This is a genomic window from Candidatus Protofrankia datiscae (assembly GCF_000177615.2).
GTDB classification, from domain to species: Bacteria; Actinomycetota; Actinomycetes; order Frankiales; family Frankiaceae; genus Protofrankia; species Protofrankia coriariae.
This window is the reverse complement of the sequence record NC_015656.1, coordinates 3,996,095-4,019,067: the sequence shown is the minus strand read 5'-3', so window position 1 is coordinate 4,019,067 and position 22,973 is coordinate 3,996,095. Positions and strand designations below refer to the sequence as shown.

Genomic DNA, 22,973 nt, shown 5'->3' with positions numbered 1-22,973 from the left:
CTGACGGTTCGTCAGCAGTTGACGAACTCCGGCTGCTGGTTGAGGACCTGGCTCTCCGCGGAGATAAATCGGCGGTACTGCTCACCGCCGACCGCCTGCGGGCGGAACGCGGCCAGCCGGTGGCAGTTCTGGAACGCCAACGCCACCCCGAAACGCCGTTCCAACGCCTCCCGGATCGAGGTGCTCGCCATCGCCCGCAGCAACTGCCCCTGCGCCACGTTGTCCGCCGGCGGAACCAGGTTGTCGGAGAAGTCCCGCTCGGCGGTGGGCAGCTCACCGGCGAGCCGCTCCACCAGGCTGTAGGCGTACGGAAGCGAGTCCCGCACACACGCGAGAAACGCCTCCTGGTCGACATGGCCGGCTTCGGCCTGAGCGAGCAGATCCGGGGACACGGTCAAGGAGATCAGTGACCTCCTGACGCAGGTACTTGGAACATCAACACTCTCCAATTTGACAACCGTTGTCAATACTAATTGGAGCGACATGTTCACATGGCGCGAGAGGGAAAGAGGCCCTACCGTTTTCATGTGATCAGACGCTTAGCGACGCGCGTCGGAGGGGCGAGCATGCTGCTGAGGGCACTCGCACGTCGGTATGCCTCGCCTGATCACCCGCCTCGCCGACGGGTTGTGTCGCGTGCATGCACCGCTCAACGCCCTCGAGGCCAGCATCTCCTGCACCTGCGGATCCTGAGTGGCGCGGGACTGGAGCCTCGACGCGTCGCGGTCGGGAGATCGTCTACCGGCTCACCGGCGATCGCGTGGCGCACATCGTGCGCGACGCGATCGCACACTCCAAGGAGAACGCCCGTGACCACCACCAGTCACCCGGCCCACCACAGCACCTCAGAACATCCGCACACCTATGGCTGCGGTCACGTCGCCGTCCCCCACCACGACCACATCGACTACATCCATGACAACCATCGCCATGCCGACCACGACGGGCACTGGGACGAACACTGACCCGACCGCCCCACGGATCACCGGGTCTGTCCCGTTCGAGGGACACTCCCGGATCACCGATCCGGTTGACATCCGGTGCAGAGTCCGAACAGGTCGATCGCAGGGAGTGTAAGAAAAACGGTGTAACTCACCTGTGACACTCTGTGCATACGCGCAGGTAGAGGAGGCACCAGATGACCGACACGATCGAGGACACACCGGCCGATACCGGCCCCGCACCGGCCCCGCCGGTGATGGTTGACGAGGCGCTCGCCGAGAGCCTCATCGAGCGGGCCCGCGTCGAGGGGCTGTCGCTGACCGGGCCCGGTGGGATGCTCGCCGGGCTGACGAAGATGGTCCTGGAGAAGGCCCTGGCCGCCGAGATGACGGCGCATCTCGGTTACGAGCCGGGTGACCCGGCCGGCCGCAACGGCGGGAACTCCCGTAACGGCACCCGGACCAAGACCGTGGTCACCGAGATCGGCCCGGTCGCGGTCGATGTGCCCCGTGACCGCGACGGTTCGTTCACCCCGCAGCTCGTCGCGAAGCGGCAGCGTCGCCTCGGCGGGGTCGAGGAACTCGTCGTCTCGCTGGTCGCCAAGGGGCTGACCACCGGCGAGGTCCAGGCGCATCTGGCCGAGGTCTACGGCACCGAGGTGTCCCGGCAGACCATCTCCACCATCACCGACAGTGTGATCGCCGGCATGGAAGAGTGGCGTAACCGGCCGCTCGACCCGGTCTACGCCGTCGTGTTCATCGACGCGATCGTGGTGAAGATCCGTGACGGGCAGGTCGCGAACCGGCCGGTCTACGTCGCGATCGGGGTCACCGCCGACGGCGAACGCGACGTGCTCGGACTGTGGGCCGGCACCGGCGGTGAAGGCGCCAAGCACTGGCAGCAGGTCCTCACCGAGCTGAAGAACCGCGGCGTCACCGACGTGCTCATCCTCGTCTGCGACGGGCTGACCGGTCTGCCCGACGCCGTCGCCCAGGTCTGGCCCGTCACCATCGTCCAGACCTGCATCGTGCACCTTCTGCGCAATTCGTTCCGGTATGCCAGCAAGAAGGACTGGCCCGCGCTCGCGAAGGACCTCAAGCCCGTCTACACCGCCCCGACCGAGGCGGCCGCCCTCGACCGATTCACCGACTTCGCCGCGACCTGGGAGAAGAAGTACCCCGCGATCATCCGGCTCTGGGAGAACGCCTGGGCCGAGTTCGTCCCGTTCCTCCGGTTCGACGCCGAGATCCGGACCGTGATCTGCACGACCAACGCGATCGAGAGCCTCAACGCCCGGTTCCGCCGCTCGGTGAAGGCCCGCGGCCACTTCCCGAACGAACAGGCCGCGCTCAAACACCTCTACCTCACCCTGACCAGCCTCGACCCCACCGGCCGCGGCCGAGCCAAATGGATGATCCGCTGGAAAGCACCCCTCAACGCGTTCGATCTGGCCTTCGACGGACGCCTGTCCGCCGGCCGGAAGTAGACCAGCTCACCGCAGTGGTCCACACGTAGCACCAACATCACCCGCTACACCGTTAACTTGACACTCCCCGATCGCATGGTTGAGGTCGGCGAATCCGTGTGCGGCAGCGAGGTCTGCCGCCCAGGTCTCGACGGTGTCGGAGGCAACGTCGATGCTGTGTCCGCAGCTACGACAGACCAGGTGGTGGTGGTGTCCGGTGGTTCGGGTGAGGTGGAACAGTTGCTGGCCGTCCTCGCCTCGGATCGTGTCGACGATGGCATCGCCTACCAGGTCGTACAGGATGCGGTACGTCGTGGTGAGGCCGATGTGGTGCCCGCTGGCGCGTATCTGCTCGTGCAAGGCCTGGGCGCTGCGGAACCCGCCGGCGGCGGCGGTGAGCGCAGCCAGCACTGTACGGCGTTGCGGGGTGTCGCGTGGGGGGCGAGGGCCGCGGGACCTGCGCCACCGCTGCGGTTCCCGTCGTGCGTCGCGGGTGTCGGATTCGTCAGAGGCATGAACGTCGTCGGTGGGCACCGTCTCTCCTCTCACGAGATTGGGGCTCATGAGGAGGTCGGGGACCTCTGCGCCATCGAGGTTGCCGGGGATGGTATGGGCGGGTGGATGGCGGTGGCGGTGCGGGTGGTGACGGTCAGGGCGACGGCGTAAGTGGTGGTGGCGAAGGCGAGTGGAGGGTTCCCACTTTCGTGGACAGTCCTAACTATGCAGCACGAAGTGTTTGTCCGTCAAATTCTTCCTCGAACTCGACAGGCGTGAGATAGCCGATCGAGGAGTGCAACCGCTGCCGGTTGTAGTAGATCTCGACATATTCGAAGATCCCCGCCCGGACGCGGTCTATGGTATCGAACGGGTGGAGGTGGACGAACTCCTTCTTGAGGGTGGCCCAGAAGGACTCCGCCGCGGCGTTGTCGAAACAGATCCCGGTACGGCCGACGGAGTTTCGGACGTTGTTGTCGCGACAGAAGGCGACGAACTCACGGCTGGTGTACTGACCGCCTCGGTCGGCGTGGAATATGACGCCGCCGGGTGGCCGCCGGCGGGTGACGGCCATACGAAGCGCGTCGAGAACGAGTTCGGTGCGTATGTGATCGGCGACCGCCCAGCCGACGATCTTCCGAGAGAACGCGTCGATGACGGAGGCCATGTACACCCAGCCATCCCAGGTGCGAATATATGTTATGTCGCCGTACCACAACTGGTTCGGTGCGGACGCGGCGAAGTCTTGGCCGACAAGATCAGGCAGCGATGAGGAGTCCGCGGCCTGCACCGTCGTCACCGGCCGGCGGGGACGCGGATGCACGCTGACCAGGCCCATCGTCGCCATCAGCCGCTGGACCCGCTTGTAGGCGACGGCGACGCCCTGGCGGCGGATCTCGTGGAAGATCCGCCGCACGCCGTACCGCCCCTCGTGACGGTCGAAAACAGCTCTGATCATGGTCGACAAGGTGGCGTCGTCCTTCTCCCTCCGAGACGGGCCGCGTTTCTTCCACGCATAGTAGCCCTGTCGGGACACGTCGAGTTTCTTGCACATGTAGTCGACGGGAAAGGTGTTCGCGCCGTCGGCGGACACAGGCTTCTTCGGAGCGTGTATCGAGATGAACTCGAACTTTACTTCTGCTCGCTCGCGAAGAAGCTCGCCGCTTTTTTAGGAAGGCGATGTCCATCTGCGCCTGCGCGTACTTCTTCCGGAGCTCCTCAAGTTCCGCGCGCTCCGACACCGACAGCGGCCGCTCCTCGGTCTCGCCGTTCTCCTTCGCCTTCTTCACCCAGTTTCCCAACGTGGTCTCGTGGATACCCAGACTCTTCGCGACCTCGGTCACCGACCGGCCCGAGTCGAGCACCAACCTTACTGCCTCGGATTTGTACTCCTGGGTGAACTTCCGGCGAGCTGACCCCATGACGCTCCTTCCCTATGGACAGCGAACCTCAGGTTCGCTGTCCACGGAAGCGGGATCACTCCAGAGGATGGCGAAGCTCGGGGGGATCCGCGGGGCGAGGTAGCTGATGGTCAGGCCAGCCCAGGTCACGGCTACCGCGACCGAGGTGGAGATCCACATGCCGGGGTAGGGGCGGGTGGTGAGCCGTTGGGCAGTGCCGGCGGGTGCGGCGAGCAGACCGAGGAGCAGGAGCGCGCCGACGGCCTGGGTGGCCTCGGCCGCGGTCGCCCCGACCAGGCCGAGGAACCCGACACCGAGGAGGCGGACGGGGACACCGCGGGCGGCGGCGACCGCCTGGTCCAGGCTCGCGAACAGCAGGGGACGCCCGATCACGATGACGGCGAGGCAGAGCAGGGCGGCGAGCACGGCGGCTTCCCAGGCGTGGGAGGCGTCCAATCCGAAGATCGAGCCGAACAGGACGGTGACGCCGGCGGTGCCGTTGCCGCTGCTGCGGTGGGTTGTGTACAGGGTGAGGAAGAGCACGCCGAGACCAAGGATCCAGGCGAACACGCTGCCGATGACGACGTCGTCGGCGTGGCCGCGGGAGCCGAGAGCACCGAGGGCGAACCCGACGGTGATGGTGGCGGCGAACAGGCCGATGCGGGCGTCGACCCCGGTGGCCAGGGCGGCGAGCGCGCCGGTGAACGCCACATGGGACAACGCGTCGGCGGTGAAGACCTGCGCACGCAGGACGAGGAAATAGCCGACGAGTCCCGCCGCCAAGGCGATCCCTGTTCCGGCGATGAAGGCGTGCTGCATGAACGGGTGGTCGAACATCGCGGTCAGTCCGGTGTCCGCCGTCTCCGCGGTCATGCCGCCGCCTGTGCGGGATGGGAGGTGCGGGCGGTCCGGCCGAGCAGGTCGTGCGCGTGAACGGCGAGGCGGGCGAGCAGGTACAGACCGAAGGCGAAGCTGGTGATGAAAAAGCCGATCGGGTACGGCGAGTAGTAGGCCACGGTCAGCCCGGCCCAGGTGACCAGCAGCCCGAACAGCACGGTGAGGGCAAGGCTGAGCGCCGGCCGAGGGGTGAGGATCTGTGCGGTCGCCGCGGGGATGACCAGCAGGGTGAAGACGAGGAGGGTGCCGGTGATCTGGCTGACCTCCGCTGCGGTGCTCCCGAGCACGATCAGGAAGGCCACCGACAGGGCCCGCACGGGCACCCCGGCGGCGGCCGCCACGGCCGGATCGAGGGAGGCGAACAGCAACGGCCGCCCGAGCACCGCCAGCACCGCCAGGACCGCCACGGCGACGGCGGTCAGGGTCAGGACCATGCCATCGGTGATCCCCAAAAAGCTGCCGAACAACAGCGCGTTCACCCCGCCGAGGAATCCCTTGTACAGGCTGACGAACAGAAACCCGCAGGCCAGCGCGAACGCCTGCACGGTACCGACGGTGGCCGACTCCGCGGCCCGCCCCGCGGTGGCTCCGCCCGCGGTGGGGATGGCCGCGATGAGAAGCGCCGCGGTCAGGCAGAAAGCGAAGTAGCCGTAGGTCGCGCCCAGGCCGAGCCAGATCGCGCCGGCCGCGCCCGGAAAACCGGCCACGGCCAGGGTGTGGCCGGCGAACGTCTGACGGCGCAGGACCATGAACCAGCCGGTCGCCCCGGCGGTGACCGCGACGACGGTCCCGGCCCGGAACGCGTTCACCATGAACGGGTAGGCGAACATCTGTCGGACATCGCGGACCAGGTTCCACGACAGGGCCGCGTCGGCCGTGGCAGCGGCGATCATGAGTGGCCGGTCCCGTCGTGGCGGTCGGTGTGCGCCGCGGGCGGTTCGGGTTGGCCGACGACGACCAGCCGCCCATCCGAGGTGGCCAGTACCTCGATGGGGGTCTGGTAGAGCCGGCTCAACGTCGCGCTGGTGATGACCTCGGTGGGAGAGCCCGACACCGCGCCGCCGCCGGCGAGGTAGATGACCCGGTCGAGGCTGGACAGGATCGGGTTGACGTCATGGGCGACCATCAGCACGGTCACCCCCGCCGTCTGGCAGATAGTGCGGATCAGTGCCGCGACCGCGGCGGCGTTGTGCAGGTCCAAGCTGTCCAACGGTTCATCGAGGAGCAGGATCCGGGGCCGGCGGGCGAGCGCTTGGGCGATCAGAAGCCGCTGCTGCTCCCCACCGGAGAGCCGGCCGATCGGCTGGTGAGCGTAGCCGGTGGCGCCGACCAGCGCGACGAGTTCGACCACGCGCCGCCCTGCTGCCCGGCTGCGCTCCCCGCCGGGTAGAGGTAGACCCCACCGGTGGCCGTCGACACCGAGGCGGACGACATCGATCCCGCGGATCCGTACCGACGGGTCGAAGCTGCGTCGCTGCGGCAGGTACCCGATCTCGGCGCGGGCCCGCCCGGGAGGCCGACCCAGCACCACCGCCCGCCCCGCGGACAGCGGCAGCAGGCCCAGAGCCGCCTTAAGCAGGGTGGACTTACCGACCCCGTTGGGCCCGAGAACCGCGACGAACTCTCCGGCGGCGACCTCGACATCCACCCCGCTCCACACCAGCCGCCCACCCAAGCGGACCGCGGCGTTCCGGAACAACACCGCCGCTGTGTTCACCGCGGTCGGCCGGTCGGTGCCAGCGGGCAGGACTGTGCCGACGGCGTCGACGGCCACCTGAGCGGATCGTGTGCGCACCGTCATCGCGTCACTTTCCGGTTGCCTGCGCCAGCGCCGTCCGCAGGCTTGTCAGCTGGGCGACCTGCCAATCCTGGAAAGACGCGCCGGCCGGGGTGAGGGTCTCGGTGATAGCGGTCACCGGGATCTTGGCCGCCTTCGCCTCCTCGACCTGCCGTTGCACGTCCGGGGTGGAGTTCTGGCTGTTGTACACATAGACCTTGATCTTCCCGGTCCTGATCTGATCGTCGATGGTGGTCTTGTCCGCGGCGGTCGGATCGGCGCCCTCCGAGATCGCGCGCAGGAAGGCCGGCGGGGTCAGCAGGTCCAACCCGAGAGCCGGAGACAGCATCTCGAAGATGCTCTCCGACGCCCCGACCGGTGTCCCGGCGTACGTCGTCTTGATCGACGCGATGAGATCGGTGTACGGCTTCAGCGCCGTCGCGGTGAACGACGCCCGTTGCCGGTCGAAGTAGCCCGCGTCCGCCGGGTCGATCTTCTTGTAGTCCGCGGTGACCTCGTCGATCACCCTCGTGACGTCCCCCGGGTTGTACCAGCGGTGCGGGTTGTCCCCGTCCTTCGCGCCGACCAGCTCACCGACGGTCAGCGTAGTGCGCCCGTCCGCCGGGTTCGCCGCCGCCAGCCGGCCCGCCCACGGGTCGTAGCCGACTCCGTTGTCGATGAACAGCCGCGCGCCGGCGATCGCCCGGCCGTCCGCCGGAATCGGCTCGTAGTCGTGCGGATCGGCGTCGGGATTGTCGATGATGCTGGTGACCGCAACCCGATCACCCCCGAGCTGGGCGGCGATACTGCCCCAGAAGTTCTCCGCCGCCACCACCGCGATCTTCCCGCCACCACCGCCAGCGCTCCCAGAATCCCCCGACGAGGACGTCCCACACGCGGCCACGACTATCACCACACCGGCGGCCACCACCCCCAGACCGCGCCGGACCCGCCACCGCCGCACCGCGACCAGCCTCGCACCATCCACCACGGTCTCCCCGCTCGTCAGCCGACCGGACCCACCATCCGTACTGGGATCCATTTTCATCAACGTAGATGGTAATGGAAACCATTACAAGTTGATAGGTGTGGTAATCGCCTTCACCGTGCCGGGAGCACGCATCCTCGCCACCGAGTCGCCGCCAGCCATGCGGCGGTGCCGACCAGTCGGATCGCCGCGCTCCCGCACCGTGCTGGCGGGCTACCGTGGTCTCGACAGAGCCGCGCCCGACCTGCAGCTGCCCGCCGTTATCGGCGCCGCGGTCGTCTTCGGCGCCGCTGGAAGAGCCAGTGGAGTACGCCGGCAGCGGCGCACAGGCCGGCGGTCCGCGTGATGACTTCGGCCGTGTGCCGGCCGACGCCGGGGATGGTCGCCAGCCGGTCACACTGGCGGCGAAAAAGGCGCGTCTCCGCCTCGAGTCGCGCCGGCAGTTCCTCGATCGCCGTGGACGGCTGGTCGATGCGGTTCCAGGTGCCCGATTCTCACCGAGGTTGCCGATGGCGCTACCGGTGGGATGCGGCTCCATACGCGGACGGTGGCCGGCCACGGTGGGTGATGCCGATAGAGGCCGGTTCAGCGACTTTGGCATCCTCGTGCCAGGTCGGCGGGCGGTTGATCGGACCGGACTCTGCACTGCCACGAGATGAACGCAACCAGCCCGCGCTGCCTCTAGTTCAGCTATGTCTGAGTTCAGGATTATCTGTACTGTGAAGCCGTGCTGACCGTAGCCCACGATATCGGGATCCTTGCCCGGTTCGGCCGCGCCCTGGCCGACCCGATCCGCGCCCGGCTCCTACTCGCCCTGCGCGACGCTCCAGCCCACCCCGCCGACCTAGCCGAACAGCTGGGCATCTCCCGAAGCCGCCTGTCGAACCATCTGGCCTGCCTGCGTGGCTGCGGTCTAGTCGTCGCCGTCCCTGTCGGCCGCCGCACCCGCTACGAACTGACCGACCCCCGCCTGGGTGAGGCCCTCGACGTCCTGTGCACCGCAGTCCTCGCGGTCGCGGCTGACCGCGCCTGCCCCGACACCGAGGACAAGGGCTGCTGCTGATGTCCCAGCTGACCCTCAGCCCCTCCCCTGCCCGCCGGACAGCTCTCACCCGCAGGATCCGGTTCCTCGTCGCCGCGACGATCACCTACAACGTCATCGAGGCCGTAGTCGCCCTCACCCTGGGCACAATCGCGTCCTCGACCGCACTGATCGGTTTCGGTCTGGACTCGGTCATCGAGGTCTCCTCCGCCACCGCGGTCGCCTGGCAGTTCTCCGCCACCGACCACACCTCGCGCCAGGCCCGGGAGAAGACCACCCTGCGGATCATCGCGGTGTCGTTCTTCGCGCTCGCCGCCTATGCCACCGTCGACGCGGTCCGGATGCTCGCCGGAACCGGGAAGGCGGACGGATCCCTACCCGGGATCGTCCTCGCCGCGCTGTCCCTGGCCGTCATGCCATTCCTGTCCACCGCCCAACGCCGCGCCGGCCGGGAACTCGGCTCCGCCTCCGCCATCGCGGACTCCAAACAGACCCTGCTGTGCACCTACCTGTCCGCCGTGCTCCTGATCGGCCTGACCGCCAACGCCACCCTCGACTGGGCCTGGACCGACCCGATCACTGCCCTGGTGATCGCCGTCATCGCCGTCAAAGAAGGCCGTAACGCCTGGGCGGGAGACACCTGCTGCCCGGTCCTGCCCACCCCCGTCGACCTGGGTGGCACCGTCGACGCCTGCGGATGCGCGCCCGGCTGCGACTGCTGCACCTGACCAGAACAACGCGACCCGCAGAGTTCGGGGAAGCGCCGTCGGAATGCCATTGCCGACAGCGTCGGGTGCTTGCCGGAGGCAAGGTCGGAGCGGGGCCTTGGACAGCTACGACCAGGCGGCACAACTCAGGCTGGAACTGGACGAGGTTCGCGCCCAGGTCGACGCAGCCGCCTTGATCCTGCATCCGCAGTGCTGGCACGCCAACCCGCTACGGGCACCGACGGCTGGGAGTGCCCCGCGACCGGGCAGCGGTATCCACGAGCACCAAGCGGTCTGACACGTGCGAACAGATGGACCCTCCAGCCCCGAACAGATCGCAGGACCTCATGCCGTTTCCGCAGCTCAGCCCGGCGATGACGCTACGAAGGAAACATTCGGCCCGCGGGGAATGACGTACACCACCACGCCAAGCGATCATCATGGTCGTGCCCTGTCTGATGGAACGTGTCTCCAGTGGCGCCACCCCGCAACGGAGTGATCATTGGCCTCGGAGCGCGTCTCGCAGGCGAAAGCGCCGGCCGGCGCGCCGAGTAGTCAGACACATCCTCCGAGCCGAGCGATCATGAGATGGCTGGCGCGGCGCAGGTTCGGCCGTCGGCCCCGGCCCGCGAATGGGGGCCCGTTACTCTGGCGATGGTCTGCACGTTCCCGACATGGCGGGTCGACGGCGGTCCGGCGAAAGGCCCGGAGGGGACGCGGCGTGAGTAGGGCGAGCCAGCGGGCGGAGCAGGACGAGCTGCGGGCGCGGATGCGCGCGGTCGGCATGTCCCACGATGAGATCGCGATCGAGTTTGCCCGCCGCTACAAGCTGCGCCCCCGCGCCGCGCACCGGGTCGCGCACGGTTGGACCCAGATGCAGGCCGCCAACCACATCAACGCCCACGCCGCCCGCACCGGCCTCGACCCCCACGGGCACCGCCCCCATGACCGCCCCGAAGCTGTCGGAACCGGAGAACTGGCCGCTGCCGAACGACCGCTGCCGGCCCACACCCCAGCTCCTCAACGTGCTCGCCGAGGCCTACGGCACCAGCATCCACAACCTCATCGACCTCGACGACCGCGAACACCTCACCCCCGTCGACCTGCTCCTCATCAGCCGCATCGACCGTATCGAGCCTGACGATAGCCGCGATCTGCCTGCACCTCGGGCTGTGCCTTCCAGCCCCGGGCTTCTCCAGCCGGGCTCCGTGGCTGCCAGCGCGGAAATTTCGGCGGATCTCGGGATACCGTTGCCGATCTCACCTGGATGGCCGGTAACGATCGAGACCGTCTGGCCGGCCGCCGCCGCCGAATCGCTCCCAGTGCCCAGGACGGTAGAGCAGATTCTCCGCGGCGCATCTGAGGAATCCGCGAACGCCCTCCACGCCAGCGAGGCAGGCGGCGACACCTACGGCGGCATCGAGTACGGCGGCATCGTGTTCCCCGCAACCGCGACCTTCGGCGAAGTCATGCGGGCTGACACCGCGCCGCAGCACATCCGGCTCTGAGGCCCGACAGCATCACGCCGACACCGACGCAAGTACTTTCCTGGCGATAGGTATATCGATCGGTAGATCGTTGGCATCACGCTGCCCGGTCGGTGACTGGCATGGGCACCTTGGCCGGTTGTCGGGAAACGAGTTGTCAGGGGATGAGGACGATCTTGCCTCGGGTGTGGCCGCGTTCGAGTTCGCGGAAGGCGTCCTGGACGTCGGCCAGCGGGTAGGTGCCGGCGATCGGGACCTCCAGGCGGCCGTCGGCCACCAGTTGTGCCAGTTCGGCGAGGACGCCGGTGCTGGCCGCCGCCGCGCTGCCGTCCGCCTTCACCCCGTGCCGGCCGACCGCGTCGAAGTCGGCGATGGTGTCGATCCGGTCGGGGGCCACCCCGAGCTCGAGCGCCAGGTCCACGTAGCCCTGGCCGAACGTGTCGATGAAGGCGTCGACATGGTCCGCCACCTGCCGGACGCGGTCGGCGACGCCGTCCCCGTAGGCGACCGGGCTCACCCCGTGGTCGGCGAGCCAGGCATGGTTGGCCGGCCCGGCGATCCCGACCACGCGCCCGCCAGCGAGCCTGGCGAGCTGCACGGCGATCGACCCCACCCCGCCCGCGGCGCCGGAGACGACCACCGTGTCACCGTGGCGCGGCGAGACCGCGCGCACCGCGGCGTACGCTGTCGTCCCGGCCACGAACAGTGATCCGGCGACCTCCCAGGAGACCTTCTCCGGCTTCGCCGTGAGGTTGTGCGCCTCCACCACCACATACTCGGCGTGGCTGGCCCGCCGGTTGGTGAACCCGAGGACCTCGTCTCCGACGGAGAAGCCGGTCACCCCGGGGCCGGTCTCCTCGACGACCCCGGCCAGATCGCTGCCCTGCCCCGAGGGGAACGTCGCCGGCCCCCGGCCGTGCAGCAGTCCCTCGCGGATCTTCGCCTCGCCGGGATTGATCCCGGCGGCCTTCACCCGGACAAGGACCTCACCCGCCCCGGGTGCCGGCCGCGGCACGTCCACCACCCGCAGTTTCTCTGTCCCGCCGTACCCGTCGAACCGGACAGCTCGCGGCATCGCCAGCTCCTTCGTCGTGTCCGTCCTCGTTGTCTTCCCTCGTTTGTCACGATCGTCTGTTCCCTCACTCGCGCGATTCAACGACTGTCGACGCGGAGATCGTCAGTGGATCACCGGTGTCGTCGGTGGATCAGGGGTGTTCGGCTGGGCGTCTGTGCCGACCGGGGCCGGGGGTGGGGGCAGTGCCGGGGGTAGCGGTCGCCGGCCGCCAGCCCAGCGCCGGGGCGATCTCGGTGCTGATGATCTCCAGGCGGCGCAGTGTCGCGTCGAAGCTCGCAGCCCCGCCGGCCTCACCCTGGACGGCGGCGATGAAGTAGGAGGTGAACCCCGGCCCCACCGGGTTCGTCGCGAGGCTCTCGACGATCACGTCGACCGGGCCGTGGTGGACGTTCATGGCGTCGAGCGCGGCGGCGTCGTCGGCGGTGTCGGGCAGTCCGAAATGGGACAAGTACGGACGGTAGCGGGCGATGCCGGCGGCCAGGTCCCGCTGGGCGGCCAGGCGGTCGGGCCCGGGGAACACACCGTGCGCGACGGCGAGCCGGGCCGCCGGGTAGCCGTCCGGGCACAGCGACCGGGCTGCCGCCCTCGAGCGGCCAACCGCGGACGAAGGGCCATCCGTGGACGAAGGGCCATCCGTGGCCGAAGGGCTATCCGTGGCAGAGCGGGCAGCCGTGCCCGAGCGGACCGTCCCGACGGATCGGCCGTCCCCGCCCGGTCCGTCGGCGGGGTGAGCCGTCCCGGCCGGGAAAGCCGTCCCGTCCGGCCTGGCGGTCGCGCCTGAACGGGCCGCGGCGTATGCGCGCAGGTACGTTTCGGCCAGCGGACGCTGTGCCGACCCCGCGGGTCCGACCCCGAGCAGCAGCCCGTCCCCGACCCGCGCCGCGGCCGTCGCACCCTCGGCGCTGGAGGTGGAGTCCCACAGCCGCCCGGCCAGCGTCGGCGCCGGCGGTTGCAGCCGCAGCCCGTCGGTGCCCGGGACGTCGCCGCCGCGCAGCAGGTCCCGCAGCAGGCCGACGGCCTGCGTGAACAGCTCCCGGCGCGCGCCGGCGTCCCGGCCGAAGGCGGCGAACGCCGGCGAGTTGGCCGCGCCCGTACCCAGCCCGAGCTGTAGCCGCCCGCCGCTGAGCGCGTCGACGACGGCCGCGTCCTCGGCGACCCTGATCGGGTTCTCCAGCGGCAGCACCACCACCGCGGTGCCGAGCTCGATCCGCCGGGTCGCCTGCGCGGCCGCGGCGAGCAGCACCAGCGGCGAGGGCAGCCGGCCGTACTGAGGGGAGAAGTGGTGCTGGGCGATCCAGCCGCCGTCGAACCCGAGCTCCTCGGCGGCGACGAACAGCTCCACGAGCCGGCGCAGCAGCTCCGCCGGCTCCTCCCGACTGAACACATGGGTCAGGAAGCCCAGCTTGAACGGCCGGCCACCTCCGGCCAGGGGATCGTCCCTGGACAGATGGTTGCCGCCGGCCGGCGGGTTGGTCTCCCGGTTGCCGCCGGCCGGGAGACTGGTCTTCGAGTCTGTCGTCATCCGCGTCCTCACTGTCGGGCCCCGCGCGCTGCGAGCCTGGCGGCTCACCCGGTCGGTGGCAGCCGGGGCACCGCTGCCACCAGTGTCCGGGTGTAGGTATGGGTCGGTGCGGACAGCACCGTCTCGGTGACGCCGCGTTCCACCACCTCGCCGCGGTGCATGACGATCACCTGATCGCACAGCCGGGCGACCACGCCGATGTCGTGGGAGACGACGACCAGGCTGAGCCGGTAGCTTGCGGCGAGAGCGGCCAGCAGGTCCAGGATCTGCGCGCGCACCGACACGTCCAGGGCACTCACCGGTTCGTCACCGACGAGCACCCGCGGGCGGGGCGCGAGTGCCCGGGCGATGGCGATGCGCTGCCGCTGCCCACCGGAGAACTCGTGCGGGTAACGCGTGCGGACGTCCGGGTCGAGGCCGACCGCGCGCAGCACCTCGTCGACGCGGGCGTGCCGGCCGGCACGCGCGTGCCTACCGTCGCCACCGTCGCCACGGCTGCCGTCGCCGTCGCCGTCGCCACCGCGATCGCCACTGCCGCTGTTGCCGTTGTCGTTTCCGTCGGTGCCGAGGCATTCCAGCGGTTCGGCGACGATCGCGCCGACGGGCATCCGGGGGTTCAGCGAGCTGAGCGGGTCCTGTAGGACGACCTGCACCTCGCGGCGCAGCCAGCGCAGGTCGCGGGGGCGCCCGGGCCGGACCCGCCGGCCCCGGTAGCGCACCGTCCCGGCGTCCGGGCGCTCCAGCCCGAGCAGCAGCCGGACCAGGGTCGACTTGCCCGACCCGGACTCGCCGACGATGCCGAGGCTGTGACCGTCCGGCAGCGAGAGATCGACGTTGTGGACGGCGTGCCGGACGCCGGCCGGGCCGAACAGCGAGGTGCGCGGCAGTCGGTAGCCGCGGGTCAGCCCACTGGCCTCGAACAGTGTCATGCGCCCGCCTTCGACGTCCGCTCCGGCCGGCCGTCCACAGGCCTGGCGGCCAGGTCGCCGGCGGGTTCGACAGCCGGCCTGCCCACGAGCTCGGGAGCCGGGCCGCCCGTGGGGCCGGTCCAGCTTGTGCGGTGTGCCGCCGCCAGCAGCCGCCGGGTGTAGGGATGCCGCGCGGACCGCAGGACGGTCTCGGTCGGGCCGGTCTCCACCAGCCGCCCGCCGCGCATGACCGCGAGCTTCCGGGCGACCGAGGCCACCACCGCGAGATCGTGGGTGATGTACAGCAGGGCGGTGCCGGCCTCGTGGACGAGGCGGGTGAGCAGGGCGAGGACGTCCGCCTGGACGCTGACGTCGAGGGCGGTGGTCGGCTCGTCCGCGATGAGCAGCGCGGGTCGGCAGGCGAGCGCGATGGCGATGCCGACCCGCTGGCGCTGCCCGCCGGAGAGCTGGTGCGGGTACGCGCGGACGAGCCGTTCCGGGTCGGGCAGCCCGACCTTCGCGGCGAGTTCGACCGCGGCCGCGGCCGCCGCCCGCCGGGACAGCCCGCGGTGCAGGCGCAGCGGCTCGCCGATCTGGCGGCCCACCCGCCACAGCGGGTTCAGCGCGGTGAGCGGCTCCTGGAAGACCATGGCGATCCGGTCGCCGCGGATGCGGGAGAGCTCCCGGTCGGACCGGCCGAGCAGCTCCCGCCCGTCGAAGCGGATGCTTCCGGTCGCGGCCGCGCCGTCTGGCAGCAGCCCGAGGACGGCCAGCGCGGTGATCGATTTCCCGGATCCGGACTCGCCGATGAGCCCGAGCCGCCCACCGGCGTCCAGGCCGAAGCCGATCCGGTCGACGACCACTGTGTCGCCGAAGCGGACGGTGAGATCGGTGACCTCGAGGAGCCCGGACGGCGTCCCGCCCCGTTCCCGCCCCGTCAGCGCCGCCGACGGTTCAGGCGCCGCCGCCGCTGCCGCCGACGCCGCTGCCGCTGGTGCTGGTGCTGGTGCTGCCGGCGAGGATGTCGGTATTGGCGTCGGCGGTCTCTGTTCGCTCACCGTGATGCCTCTGTGGTATCGGAGTGTGACTGTCCTATGTGTGGCTCTCCTGTGGCGGACGGTGTGGTGTCCGGATCGCCGTTCGGTATCGCCGCCGGCTGGGCGTCCCGCTGGGCATCCCGGAAGCCCTCCCAGATGGCCGACCGGTCCTCTAGCGGATCATCCGGTGGATCTTCCGGCGAACCGTCCCACTCCCGCGGTGAACCGTCCCGCGTCGCCGGCCAGGCCCGTGGGGCATCCGGCGGCGCAGGCCGGGCGGCCCGCGCCTTCCGGGACGCTTTGCGGCCACCTCGCCGCGAGCCGCCCGACGTTGCCTGGCCGTCCCGCAGCCGCGGGTCCGTGGCCTCGCGGATGCCGTCGCCGAGCAGGTTGAACCCGAGCACCGTCAGCACCACGGCGAGGCCGGGCCAGAGCAGCACCAGCGGCCGCAGGGTGATGTACGGCTGCAGCTCCTGGAGCATCCGGCCCCACGACGGGGTTGGCGGCGGGGTGCCCAGGCCCAGGTAGGACAGCGCGGCCTCGGCGAGTACGGCGATCCCGAGCGCGAGGGAGAGCTGGACGTACAGCGTCGGCGCGATGTTCGGCAGGACGTGCCGCCGGACGATCCGCCTGGTGCCGGCGCCGGCCGCGTGCGCGGCCAGGACGTAGTCGGACGCCAGCACCCGGACGATCTCCCCCCGTGTCACCCGGCCGACCTGGACGCCGCTGCCGACGCCTGTCGCGATGACGGCGGTCCAGGTCGAACCGCCGAACACGGCGGCGAGCACCATCGCGAGCAGCAGGGTCGGGAAGGCGATCAGGACGTCGACCAGATGGGCGGTGGACTCGCCGACCAGACGCGGGGTGACGGTGGCGAGCAGCGCCAGCCCCACCCCCAGTACCGCGGCGACGGCGGTGGCCGCCACCGCGGCGAACACCGTGATCCGGGCGCCGAGAAGGATCTGGCTGAACAGGTCCCGGCCGAGCTTGTCGGTGCCGAACCAGTGCTGCCCGCTGATCGGCAGCCAGGGCGCGCCCGCGTCCACCCGGGTCGGGTCGTACGGCGTCCAGACCAGGGACACCGCGGCGGCGGCCACGACGAGCGAGGACAGCAGCACACCCAGCCGGCCCGAACGGCTGCGCAGCAGGGCCGTCACCAGCGGCGGGGCGGTCCTCGGCGGCCGGGCCGTCCCGCGCGGCGGAGCCGTCATCTCGGGCCCCGCGTCCCGGCGGCCGGCAGCCTCGGATCCAGCAGCCTCGGATCCAGCAGTCTCGGATCCAGCAGTCTCGGATCCAGCAGTCTCGGATCCAGCAGTCTCGGATCCAGCAGCCGATGGCCGACGTCGACGAGGAAGCCGACGACCAGCACGGCCACGGTGATCAGCAGCACTGTGCCCTGGACCTTGACCAGATCGCGGTTGCCGATGTCGACGATCAGCATCTGCCCGACGCCCGGCAGCGCGAACACGTTCTCGATCACGACCGTGCCGGCGAGCAGGGTGGCGAACTCCAGGCCCAGCACGGACAGGACCGGCCCGGCCGCGTTGCGGACCCCGTGCCGCAGCAGTGCCCGGCCGCGGGTCAGCCCCTTCGCCCGGGCGGTGCGGATGAAGTCCGCGTGCAGCACCTCCAGCGTTGCCGAGCGGGTGAACCGCATCAGCACCGCGCCCTCCACCAGCGCCAGGGTGACCACGGGCAGCGCCAGGCTGCGCACGGCCGCCGCCGGGTCGTCCCAGCCGTCCGTCGGGAACCCGCCGGCGGGCAGCACCCCCCACTCGACCGCGAACAGGGTGATGAGCATCAGCCCCACCCAGAAGCTGGGCACCGCGATGCCGAGCTGGCTGAGTGTGGACAGGGCCAGCCCGTCGGCCCGCCGGTGCCGGGCCGCCGAGATGATCCCGAGCGGCAGCGCGACCGCGACGGCCAGGACGGTCGCACCGGCCACCAGCGGCGCGGTCACCGTCAGTTTCTCGCCGAGCTGCGCCGACACGGACACCCCGTTCACCGCCGAGGCGCCGAAATCACCGGTGAGGACACCGCCGACCCAGCTGGCGTACTGGGTGATCAGCGGTCGGTCGACGCCGAGCTGGTGGCGGATCCTGGCGACCTGCTCCGGGGAGGCCGTGGTCCCCGCGATCACGTCGGCCACGTCGCCGGGCAGCAGTCGCAGCAGCAGGAAGACGAGCAGGCTCGCGGCGACCAGCGACAGGGCCAGCAGGACGAGGCGCCGCAGCAGGATCACCGCCATGGGCCCGTCCTTCGCACTCCCCACATCCTCCGTACCACGACCCTCCGAACCATGATCTCGTGAATCACGACTCTCTGTATCATGATTGTTGCCCTCCGGGGCAGGGGAGGGCGTCGAACACGACGGCGGCCGGTCGGGTCAGGACCTCCTGATCTGGATCTTCGAGACGTCGTAGAGGGACGACAGGTTGTTGGTCGGGTAGCCGGTGACGCCGGCCCGGACAATCTGCCGAGCCGGGCCGAGCAGCAGCCAGTCGCTGGCCGCGTCCTCGGAGATCTGCCGGGCGAGCCTGCGCAGGTTCTGGTCACGCTCGGCGTCCGAGGACGCCGTCACCGCGGCCTGATAGGCCTGCTGGACCGCCGGGCTGTCGTAACGCCAGTAGTAGCCCGGCTTCGCGTAGTTGCCCAGGTCCCGCGGTTCGGCGTGGTCGACGATGCTCAGGTCGTAGTCGGCGTTCCGGTACACCTGGGTGAGCCAGGTGGGGAACTCGACGCTGGCCGTCCGCACCGTGATCCCGATGTCCTGGAGCTGGGAGCGCACGTACTCGGCGATGGCCGGCGGGTAGATGTTCGGGACCGTGAGCCCGAGGGTCAGCCCACCCGCGTAGCCGGCGTCGGCGAGCAGCCTGCGGGCGTTCGCCGGGTCGTACCTGTCGATTCCGGTGAGGTCCTCGTACCAGGGGTCCAGCGGTGGGACGGAACTGCCGATCCGGGTGCCGCCGCCGAGTACCCGGATCAGGCCGTCCTTGTCGATGCCCTGCCGGATCGCGTGGCGGACCCGGGCGTCGGACAGCGCCGGCCGCGAGTGGTTGAACCCGAGGGTGATCTTGTCGCTGCTGGTGCCCGTGGAGACGGTGAAGTTCGGGTTGCCCTGGTAGGAGTTGACCAGCTCGATGTCGGTGATGCCGCCGATGTCGACCTGCCCGGTCCGCACCGCGTTGTTCTGCGCGTTCGGGTCGGTGATGTAGCGGAAGACCACCCTGGCGACGCCGGCCTTCGGCCCCCAGTACCGGTCGTTGCGGACGAGCGTGATGCTGTCGCCGTGCCGCCAGCTGTCGAACCGGAACGGGCCGGTGCCGACCGGCCTGCTGTCCAGGTCGGTGGCGCCCTCCCGGATGATGACGCCGGCGGCTCCGGTGAGCCGGTAGGTCAGGTTGGTGTCGCGGTCCTTCAGGGTGAGCACGACGGTCTTCTCGTCGGGCGCGGTCACCGAGGCCACCGAGGCCAGGTCGGCGGCGTTGGGATTCACCGAGTCCGGCGCGCTGACCCTGCTCAGGGAGGCCACCACGTCGGCGGCGCGCAGCGGTGAGCCGTCGTGGAAGGTCACGCCGTCCCGCAGGGTGAAGGTGTAGGTCTTCCCGTCCTCCGAGATCTTGTAGGACGTGGCCAGCGCCGGGGTGATGGCGCCGGAGTCGTCCCGCTGGAGCAGCCCCTGGTAGACGTTGTTGAGCAGGATCTGGCCGATGGCGGCGCCGGAGGCCCTGGTGATGTCGAGGCTGCCCGGTTCGAGCACGAGACCGATGGTCGCGGTGGCGTCCGGGTTGGCCGCGCCGGTCGCGCCGGCTGCCGGGTCCGTCGCCGCGCCGCCGGAAGCGTCCGAACCGCAGGCTGTGAGTACCGCCAGCGCCAGGGCTGCCGCGCCGGCGAACAATCTGATCTTCATCAACTGCCTTCTCCTGGAAAGCCGTCGGCCACGGTCACGGCCGCAACCAGCGACGCTGCCGGGGGCTGCCCGGTGTCGCCCGCTACTGCCTGGCAGCGGGACGGACGCGGATGTCAGCGGCTACGGAACATGATCGAAATGGGCGTTGGTGAACGCGGTGCGTTCGGTGCGGGCTGGTTGCCGGAACTCGGGCCACCTCACCGCACATGACTCACCGTAATGAAGCTGTACGCGACTTGTTGCAAAGGCCGTTGCGCCGCAAAGGCCTTTGCAACGTGGAAGCAACCAAGAAGCAACCAAGAAGCAGCGAATAAGCGCGGTGCAGGAGGAAGGCCGGGAGGAGCGTCGCCGTGCCGGCCGGGCCCGGGCTCGCGGGCTGTCGCCGGTGGACGCTGCGGGCCCGGCGGCTGTCAACGGGAAACCGTTCCGACAGGCAGCCGGTGTGATACCGGCTGTGGTACCGGCGCGCTCACCGGGCTTTCAGGATCAGCAACAGATCTGGTCGAAATGATGCGCGCGGCGGGAGATCCAGAACGGGTCGAGAATCATCGCTGGCAGCCGACGCCCTGTGCGCACCGCCTGAATGTAACCTCACGCGGGATCAGACTCAATCAGGACCTTGCGGACGAGACCCGACGGAGCCGGACATGGATCTACAGCTGGACGGGCGGCGCGCGATCGTGACCGGTGGCAGCCGTGGCATCGGGCGGGCCATCGCCAGATCGCTGGCCGCCGAAGGGGCCAAGGGCGTGATCGCCGCGCGGGACGCCGACGTCCTGGCGGTGGCCGCCAGGCAGCTTGCGGCCGAGACCGGCGGTACTGTGCTGCCGGTTGCCGCCGACACCCGCGACGGGGGCGCCGTGGCGCGGCTGGCCGAGCGGACGGTCGCGGAGCTCGGCGGGGTCGACATCCTGGTCAACAACGCCGCCCAGCCGGGCGGCGCCGGCGGCCCCGGCGGGTTCTCCGCGCTGGCCACCGCGGATCTCGCCGACGACATCGACGTGAAGGTCATCGGTTACCTGCGCACCGCCCAGGCGGTCGCCCCGCACCTGATCCGGGCCGGCTGGGGTCGCATCATCAACATCGGCGGTCTCGCGGCCCGTTCGACCGGGCGGACGGCCGCGTCCATCCGCAACGCCAGCGTCACCGCGCTCACCAAGAACCTCGCGGACGAGCTCGGCCCGCATGGGATCAACGTCGTCGCGGTCCATCCCGGGCCCACCGTCACCGAACGGTTCGCCGACCTGATCGGCGACGATCCCGCCCGGCTGGACGCCGTCACCGCGACGCTGACGATCGGCCGGGTGGTCACCGCCGAGGAGGTGGCCACGCTGGTGACCTTCCTCGCGTCCCCGCTGAGCGTGTCGGTCACCGGTGAGACGATCGCCTGCGGTGGCGGGAGCCGCGGGCCGATCTACTACTGATGATCCTGGCCAGTACTGATGATCCCGCCCGGCCGGGATGGCTATGCGGCGAGCGGAGTGTAGTGGGAGGCGTCGTCCCCCTCGACGGCGTAGCTGCGCCGGCCATCCACCCCGACCGGCACGTCGCCGGCGACGGTGACCCGGTGCAGCAGCCGCGGGAGGTCGCCGTAGTCGTCGACACCGTAGTGCTGGGTGCTGCGGTTGTCGAAGAAGACGAGGTCGCCGGGGGCCCACCGCCACCGGACGGTGTTCTCCGGCCGGGTGACGTAGGTCTGCAGCAGGCGGAGGAGGTCACGCGACTCGGTCACGGACAGGCCGACGATGCGCTGCGCGAACCCGCCGATGAACAGGCCCCGCTCACCCGTCTCGGGATGGACGCGAACCACCGGGTGGGCGGTCCGGTACTTCCGGGAGACGAAGATCTCGCGGTACGCCTTCGTCTGCTCCGTCTCGGCCCGCGGGATCGCGTAGTCGTAGTCGTTGCTGTGCTCCGCCCAGATCCGGTCGGCCAGTTCGCGCAGGTCGCCCGGAGGTCCTGGTAGGCGGTCACGGAGTTGGCGATGAGGGTGTCCCCGCCGGCCGGGGGGATCACGACGGCGCGCAGGGTGCTCGCGGCCGGCGGGGAGACGACGAACGTGACGTCGGTGTGCCAGTTGTTGGCCCGGCCCTCGGTCGAGTCCACCCGCAGCACGTTCGGGCTGCCGGCCAGGGACGGGACGGTGGGGTGCGCCGTGGTGAGCGCGCCGAAACGGGCGGCGAAACGCTGCTGCCCGGCGTCGTCGAGTTCCTGCCCGCGGAAGAACAGCGCCTTGTGCTCGACGAGCGCGGCCCGGATCGACGCGATGACGGTGTCGTCGCCGAGCGCGTCACGAAGGTCCAAGCCGACGATTTCGGCGCCGATCCGTCCGGTTACCCTGCGGATGTCGAGATTCGTGCTGACGACGGCCATGTCGCTCCTTGGCGATCCGGGAACGTGGGTGTCCGGCGGGGCGGAAGCAACCGCGGGAGAAGCCGCGGAAGAGGCGCGGCCGCACCGCCTTCGGTCCTTCGGTCCATCGGTTTTCTCGTCGGTTCTCCTCCCGGCCGGCGGGGAGAAGCGCTCCGGCGACCGGTCCCGACGGTTTCCTCGTCGGCCCGTGATGCCATGCTCGTGTCCACCGCGGAGCACGGTCAATATTTGGCGGTCCAGCGAAAATAATTCGGCATTCGGTGGCCGTCCGTGTCGGCGGACGATGTGGGCGCGATGAGTAATGTTCTGGCGGGACGGGTCACGCGTCCGGGAACCGCGAGTGATGGCCGGGCCTTCCGTCGTACCTGCGGGTGGCGGTATGGCGGGTCGTGACGGCATACCGGCATCTCCCGTTCCCGTCCAGGCCGCCTCCGGCGGGGGCGGATGCCGCTCGGCCCAGGTCGGCGACCTGACCCGGGTACGGAAGAAACATGATCGATCTTCCTTCGTGTCGTGTCGACCGCTCCCGTGGGCGGGTTGACAGCCGGCCATTCCTGCCTACATAGTCGCCAACATGTCGAGGAGCGGACTGTCGGTCCGGCGAGTGGTGGACCATGTCCATGTCGCCAGTGATCTGTGTCACTCCCGGTCGAATCAAGGTTGATTCTTTCCGGCAGTTACATGGTCTTTTCAGAAGCGTCAAACAGTTATTCAAAAATTGCTCTACGCATCACTGGCGGCGGTGGTGGCGGTCGCTGGCCCGGGTCGTGAATGATATTGATCAGCTGGCGGCCGGCGAAGCCGCGGAAATTTTTGGGACGGCCTCGCCGGGCTCTTCGGAAAACCACTCGATCCCAGTTTCTCCGCCGATTTCCGTATCCGCTCCGGTGCGTCTGTGACGTCGCCCGCCCGGGATACCGGGAAGGAAGCCGAGAAGCCGGGACGCCC

At 70.0% G+C, this 22,973-nt stretch carries 19 protein-coding genes and 4 pseudogenes; 7 read left to right on the top strand and 16 right to left on the bottom strand.

Translation table 11 applies throughout. The features are described 5' to 3' along the window. Positions 1-11: 11 nt before the first annotated feature. Complete coding sequence (locus FSYMDG_RS16775) at positions 12-404, bottom strand: SCO5389 family protein (RefSeq protein ID WP_043606861.1); 393 nt, start codon at positions 402-404, stop codon at positions 12-14. 462 nt (positions 405-866) lie between these two features. On the opposite strand from FSYMDG_RS16775, the pseudogene FSYMDG_RS29760 reads away from it, so the two are divergent. Together FSYMDG_RS29760 and FSYMDG_RS16770 are read left to right on the top strand one after the other, a co-directional pair. Next, positions 867-965, top strand: a pseudogene (locus FSYMDG_RS29760) (zinc transporter permease); the annotation flags it as partial. 173 nt (positions 966-1,138) lie between these two features. Beyond that, positions 1,139-2,428: an IS256 family transposase gene (locus tag FSYMDG_RS16770; protein WP_013871703.1), complete on the top strand. Its 1,290-nt coding sequence runs from the start codon at positions 1,139-1,141 to the stop codon at positions 2,426-2,428. Positions 2,429-2,434: 6 nt separating this feature from the next. Here the strand turns inward: FSYMDG_RS16770 and FSYMDG_RS30140 are convergent, their stop codons facing one another. The 7 genes and pseudogenes from FSYMDG_RS30140 to FSYMDG_RS16740 all read right to left on the bottom strand — a co-directional run bounded on the left by FSYMDG_RS30140 (position 2,435) and on the right by FSYMDG_RS16740 (position 7,964). Beyond that, the gene (locus FSYMDG_RS30140) at positions 2,435-2,971 is read right to left on the bottom strand and encodes a Fur family transcriptional regulator (RefSeq protein ID WP_083828322.1); all 537 of its coding nucleotides are present in this window, start codon (positions 2,969-2,971) and stop codon (positions 2,435-2,437) included. A gap of 154 nt (positions 2,972-3,125) precedes the next feature. Further along, the gene (locus FSYMDG_RS16760) at positions 3,126-3,995 is read right to left on the bottom strand and encodes an IS3 family transposase (RefSeq protein WP_050803514.1); all 870 of its coding nucleotides are present in this window, start codon (positions 3,993-3,995) and stop codon (positions 3,126-3,128) included. 166 nt (positions 3,996-4,161) lie between these two features. Beyond that, positions 4,162-4,323 (bottom strand): annotated as a pseudogene (locus FSYMDG_RS28700) (transposase); the annotation flags it as partial. A gap of 12 nt (positions 4,324-4,335) precedes the next feature. Further along, on the bottom strand, positions 4,336-5,175 hold the full coding sequence (locus tag FSYMDG_RS16755; RefSeq protein ID WP_013874580.1) for a metal ABC transporter permease: 840 nt from the start codon (positions 5,173-5,175) through the stop codon (positions 4,336-4,338). Continuing rightward, the gene (locus FSYMDG_RS16750) at positions 5,172-6,092 is read right to left on the bottom strand and encodes a metal ABC transporter permease (RefSeq protein WP_013874579.1); all 921 of its coding nucleotides are present in this window, start codon (positions 6,090-6,092) and stop codon (positions 5,172-5,174) included. The genes FSYMDG_RS16755 and FSYMDG_RS16750 overlap by 4 nt, the downstream gene beginning before the upstream one ends. Continuing rightward, positions 6,089-7,000, bottom strand: a complete 912-nt coding sequence (locus FSYMDG_RS16745; protein WP_013874578.1) for a metal ABC transporter ATP-binding protein — start codon at positions 6,998-7,000, stop codon at positions 6,089-6,091. The genes FSYMDG_RS16750 and FSYMDG_RS16745 overlap by 4 nt, the downstream gene beginning before the upstream one ends. Positions 7,001-7,004: 4 nt before the next feature. Next, positions 7,005-7,964: a metal ABC transporter solute-binding protein, Zn/Mn family gene (locus tag FSYMDG_RS16740; protein WP_013874577.1), complete on the bottom strand. Its 960-nt coding sequence runs from the start codon at positions 7,962-7,964 to the stop codon at positions 7,005-7,007. Between the two features lie 727 nt (positions 7,965-8,691). Here FSYMDG_RS16740 and FSYMDG_RS16735 point away from each other — a divergent pair. The 4 genes and pseudogenes from FSYMDG_RS16735 to FSYMDG_RS24750 form a co-directional block, all read left to right on the top strand. Beyond that, positions 8,692-9,027, top strand: coding sequence for an ArsR/SmtB family transcription factor (locus FSYMDG_RS16735; RefSeq protein ID WP_013874576.1), 336 nt, complete (start codon positions 8,692-8,694; stop codon positions 9,025-9,027). Then, the gene (locus FSYMDG_RS16730; RefSeq protein WP_013874575.1) at positions 9,027-9,734 is read left to right on the top strand and encodes a cation transporter; all 708 of its coding nucleotides are present in this window, start codon (positions 9,027-9,029) and stop codon (positions 9,732-9,734) included. The genes FSYMDG_RS16735 and FSYMDG_RS16730 overlap by 1 nt, the downstream gene beginning before the upstream one ends. Positions 9,735-9,831: 97 nt before the next feature. Then, the gene (locus tag FSYMDG_RS26370) at positions 9,832-10,011 is read left to right on the top strand and encodes a hypothetical protein (RefSeq protein ID WP_131772742.1); all 180 of its coding nucleotides are present in this window, start codon (positions 9,832-9,834) and stop codon (positions 10,009-10,011) included. Between the two features lie 423 nt (positions 10,012-10,434). Then, positions 10,435-10,843, top strand: a pseudogene (locus FSYMDG_RS24750) (hypothetical protein); the annotation flags it as partial. 514 nt (positions 10,844-11,357) lie between these two features. Here the strand turns inward: FSYMDG_RS24750 and FSYMDG_RS16720 are convergent. From FSYMDG_RS16720 to FSYMDG_RS16690, 7 genes are all read right to left on the bottom strand, one after another. After that, positions 11,358-12,275 (bottom strand): NADP-dependent oxidoreductase, encoded by a 918-nt coding sequence (locus FSYMDG_RS16720; protein ID WP_013874574.1) that lies wholly within the window; start codon positions 12,273-12,275, stop codon positions 11,358-11,360. A gap of 130 nt (positions 12,276-12,405) precedes the next feature. Then, positions 12,406-13,797, bottom strand: coding sequence for an LLM class flavin-dependent oxidoreductase (locus FSYMDG_RS23400; RefSeq protein WP_013874573.1), 1,392 nt, complete (start codon positions 13,795-13,797; stop codon positions 12,406-12,408). Between the two features lie 44 nt (positions 13,798-13,841). After that, positions 13,842-14,726 (bottom strand): ATP-binding cassette domain-containing protein, encoded by an 885-nt coding sequence (locus FSYMDG_RS16710; RefSeq protein WP_013874572.1) that lies wholly within the window; start codon positions 14,724-14,726, stop codon positions 13,842-13,844. Then, positions 14,723-15,763, bottom strand: a complete 1,041-nt coding sequence (locus FSYMDG_RS16705; RefSeq protein ID WP_013874571.1) for an ATP-binding cassette domain-containing protein — start codon at positions 15,761-15,763, stop codon at positions 14,723-14,725. The genes FSYMDG_RS16710 and FSYMDG_RS16705 overlap by 4 nt, the downstream gene beginning before the upstream one ends. Then, positions 15,760-16,953: an ABC transporter permease gene (locus tag FSYMDG_RS16700; RefSeq protein ID WP_013874570.1), complete on the bottom strand. Its 1,194-nt coding sequence runs from the start codon at positions 16,951-16,953 to the stop codon at positions 15,760-15,762. The genes FSYMDG_RS16705 and FSYMDG_RS16700 overlap by 4 nt, the downstream gene beginning before the upstream one ends. Next, positions 16,950-17,990 (bottom strand): ABC transporter permease, encoded by a 1,041-nt coding sequence (locus FSYMDG_RS16695; protein WP_013874569.1) that lies wholly within the window; start codon positions 17,988-17,990, stop codon positions 16,950-16,952. The genes FSYMDG_RS16700 and FSYMDG_RS16695 overlap by 4 nt, the downstream gene beginning before the upstream one ends. Before the next feature lie 138 nt (positions 17,991-18,128). Beyond that, positions 18,129-19,652, bottom strand: coding sequence for an ABC transporter substrate-binding protein (locus FSYMDG_RS16690; protein ID WP_013874568.1), 1,524 nt, complete (start codon positions 19,650-19,652; stop codon positions 18,129-18,131). 647 nt (positions 19,653-20,299) lie between these two features. Here FSYMDG_RS16690 and FSYMDG_RS16685 point away from each other — a divergent pair. Continuing rightward, a complete protein-coding gene (locus FSYMDG_RS16685) occupies positions 20,300-21,076 on the top strand; it encodes an SDR family NAD(P)-dependent oxidoreductase (protein ID WP_013874567.1) in 777 nt (258 codons plus the stop codon). A gap of 41 nt (positions 21,077-21,117) precedes the next feature. Here the strand turns inward: FSYMDG_RS16685 and FSYMDG_RS16680 are convergent. Beyond that, a pseudogene (locus tag FSYMDG_RS16680) lies at positions 21,118-22,025 on the bottom strand (TauD/TfdA dioxygenase family protein). Positions 22,026-22,973: the final 948 nt, after the last annotated feature.

Excerpts from the sequence above, each read along its gene's own strand:
- FSYMDG_RS16685 (WP_013874567.1), top strand. The coding sequence starts at position 20,300 with ATGGATCTACAGCTGGACGGGCGGCGCGCGATCGTGACCGGTGGCAGC.
- FSYMDG_RS16770 (WP_013871703.1), top strand. The coding sequence starts at position 1,139 with ATGACCGACACGATCGAGGACACACCGGCCGATACCGGCCCCGCACCG.
- FSYMDG_RS16755 (WP_013874580.1), bottom strand. The coding sequence starts at position 5,175 with ATGACCGCGGAGACGGCGGACACCGGACTGACCGCGATGTTCGACCAC.
- FSYMDG_RS16695 (WP_013874569.1), bottom strand. The coding sequence starts at position 17,990 with ATGGCGGTGATCCTGCTGCGGCGCCTCGTCCTGCTGGCCCTGTCGCTG.
- FSYMDG_RS16690 (WP_013874568.1), bottom strand. The coding sequence starts at position 19,652 with ATGAAGATCAGATTGTTCGCCGGCGCGGCAGCCCTGGCGCTGGCGGTA.
- FSYMDG_RS23400 (WP_013874573.1), bottom strand. The coding sequence starts at position 13,797 with ATGACGACAGACTCGAAGACCAGTCTCCCGGCCGGCGGCAACCGGGAG.
- FSYMDG_RS16730 (WP_013874575.1), top strand. The coding sequence starts at position 9,027 with ATGTCCCAGCTGACCCTCAGCCCCTCCCCTGCCCGCCGGACAGCTCTC.
- FSYMDG_RS16745 (WP_013874578.1), bottom strand. The coding sequence starts at position 7,000 with ATGACGGTGCGCACACGATCCGCTCAGGTGGCCGTCGACGCCGTCGGC.
- FSYMDG_RS16700 (WP_013874570.1), bottom strand. The coding sequence starts at position 16,953 with ATGACGGCTCCGCCGCGCGGGACGGCCCGGCCGCCGAGGACCGCCCCG.
- FSYMDG_RS16720 (WP_013874574.1), bottom strand. The coding sequence starts at position 12,275 with ATGCCGCGAGCTGTCCGGTTCGACGGGTACGGCGGGACAGAGAAACTG.
- FSYMDG_RS30140 (WP_083828322.1), bottom strand. The coding sequence starts at position 2,971 with ATGAGCCCCAATCTCGTGAGAGGAGAGACGGTGCCCACCGACGACGTT.
- FSYMDG_RS16710 (WP_013874572.1), bottom strand. The coding sequence starts at position 14,726 with ATGACACTGTTCGAGGCCAGTGGGCTGACCCGCGGCTACCGACTGCCG.
- FSYMDG_RS16750 (WP_013874579.1), bottom strand. The coding sequence starts at position 6,092 with ATGATCGCCGCTGCCACGGCCGACGCGGCCCTGTCGTGGAACCTGGTC.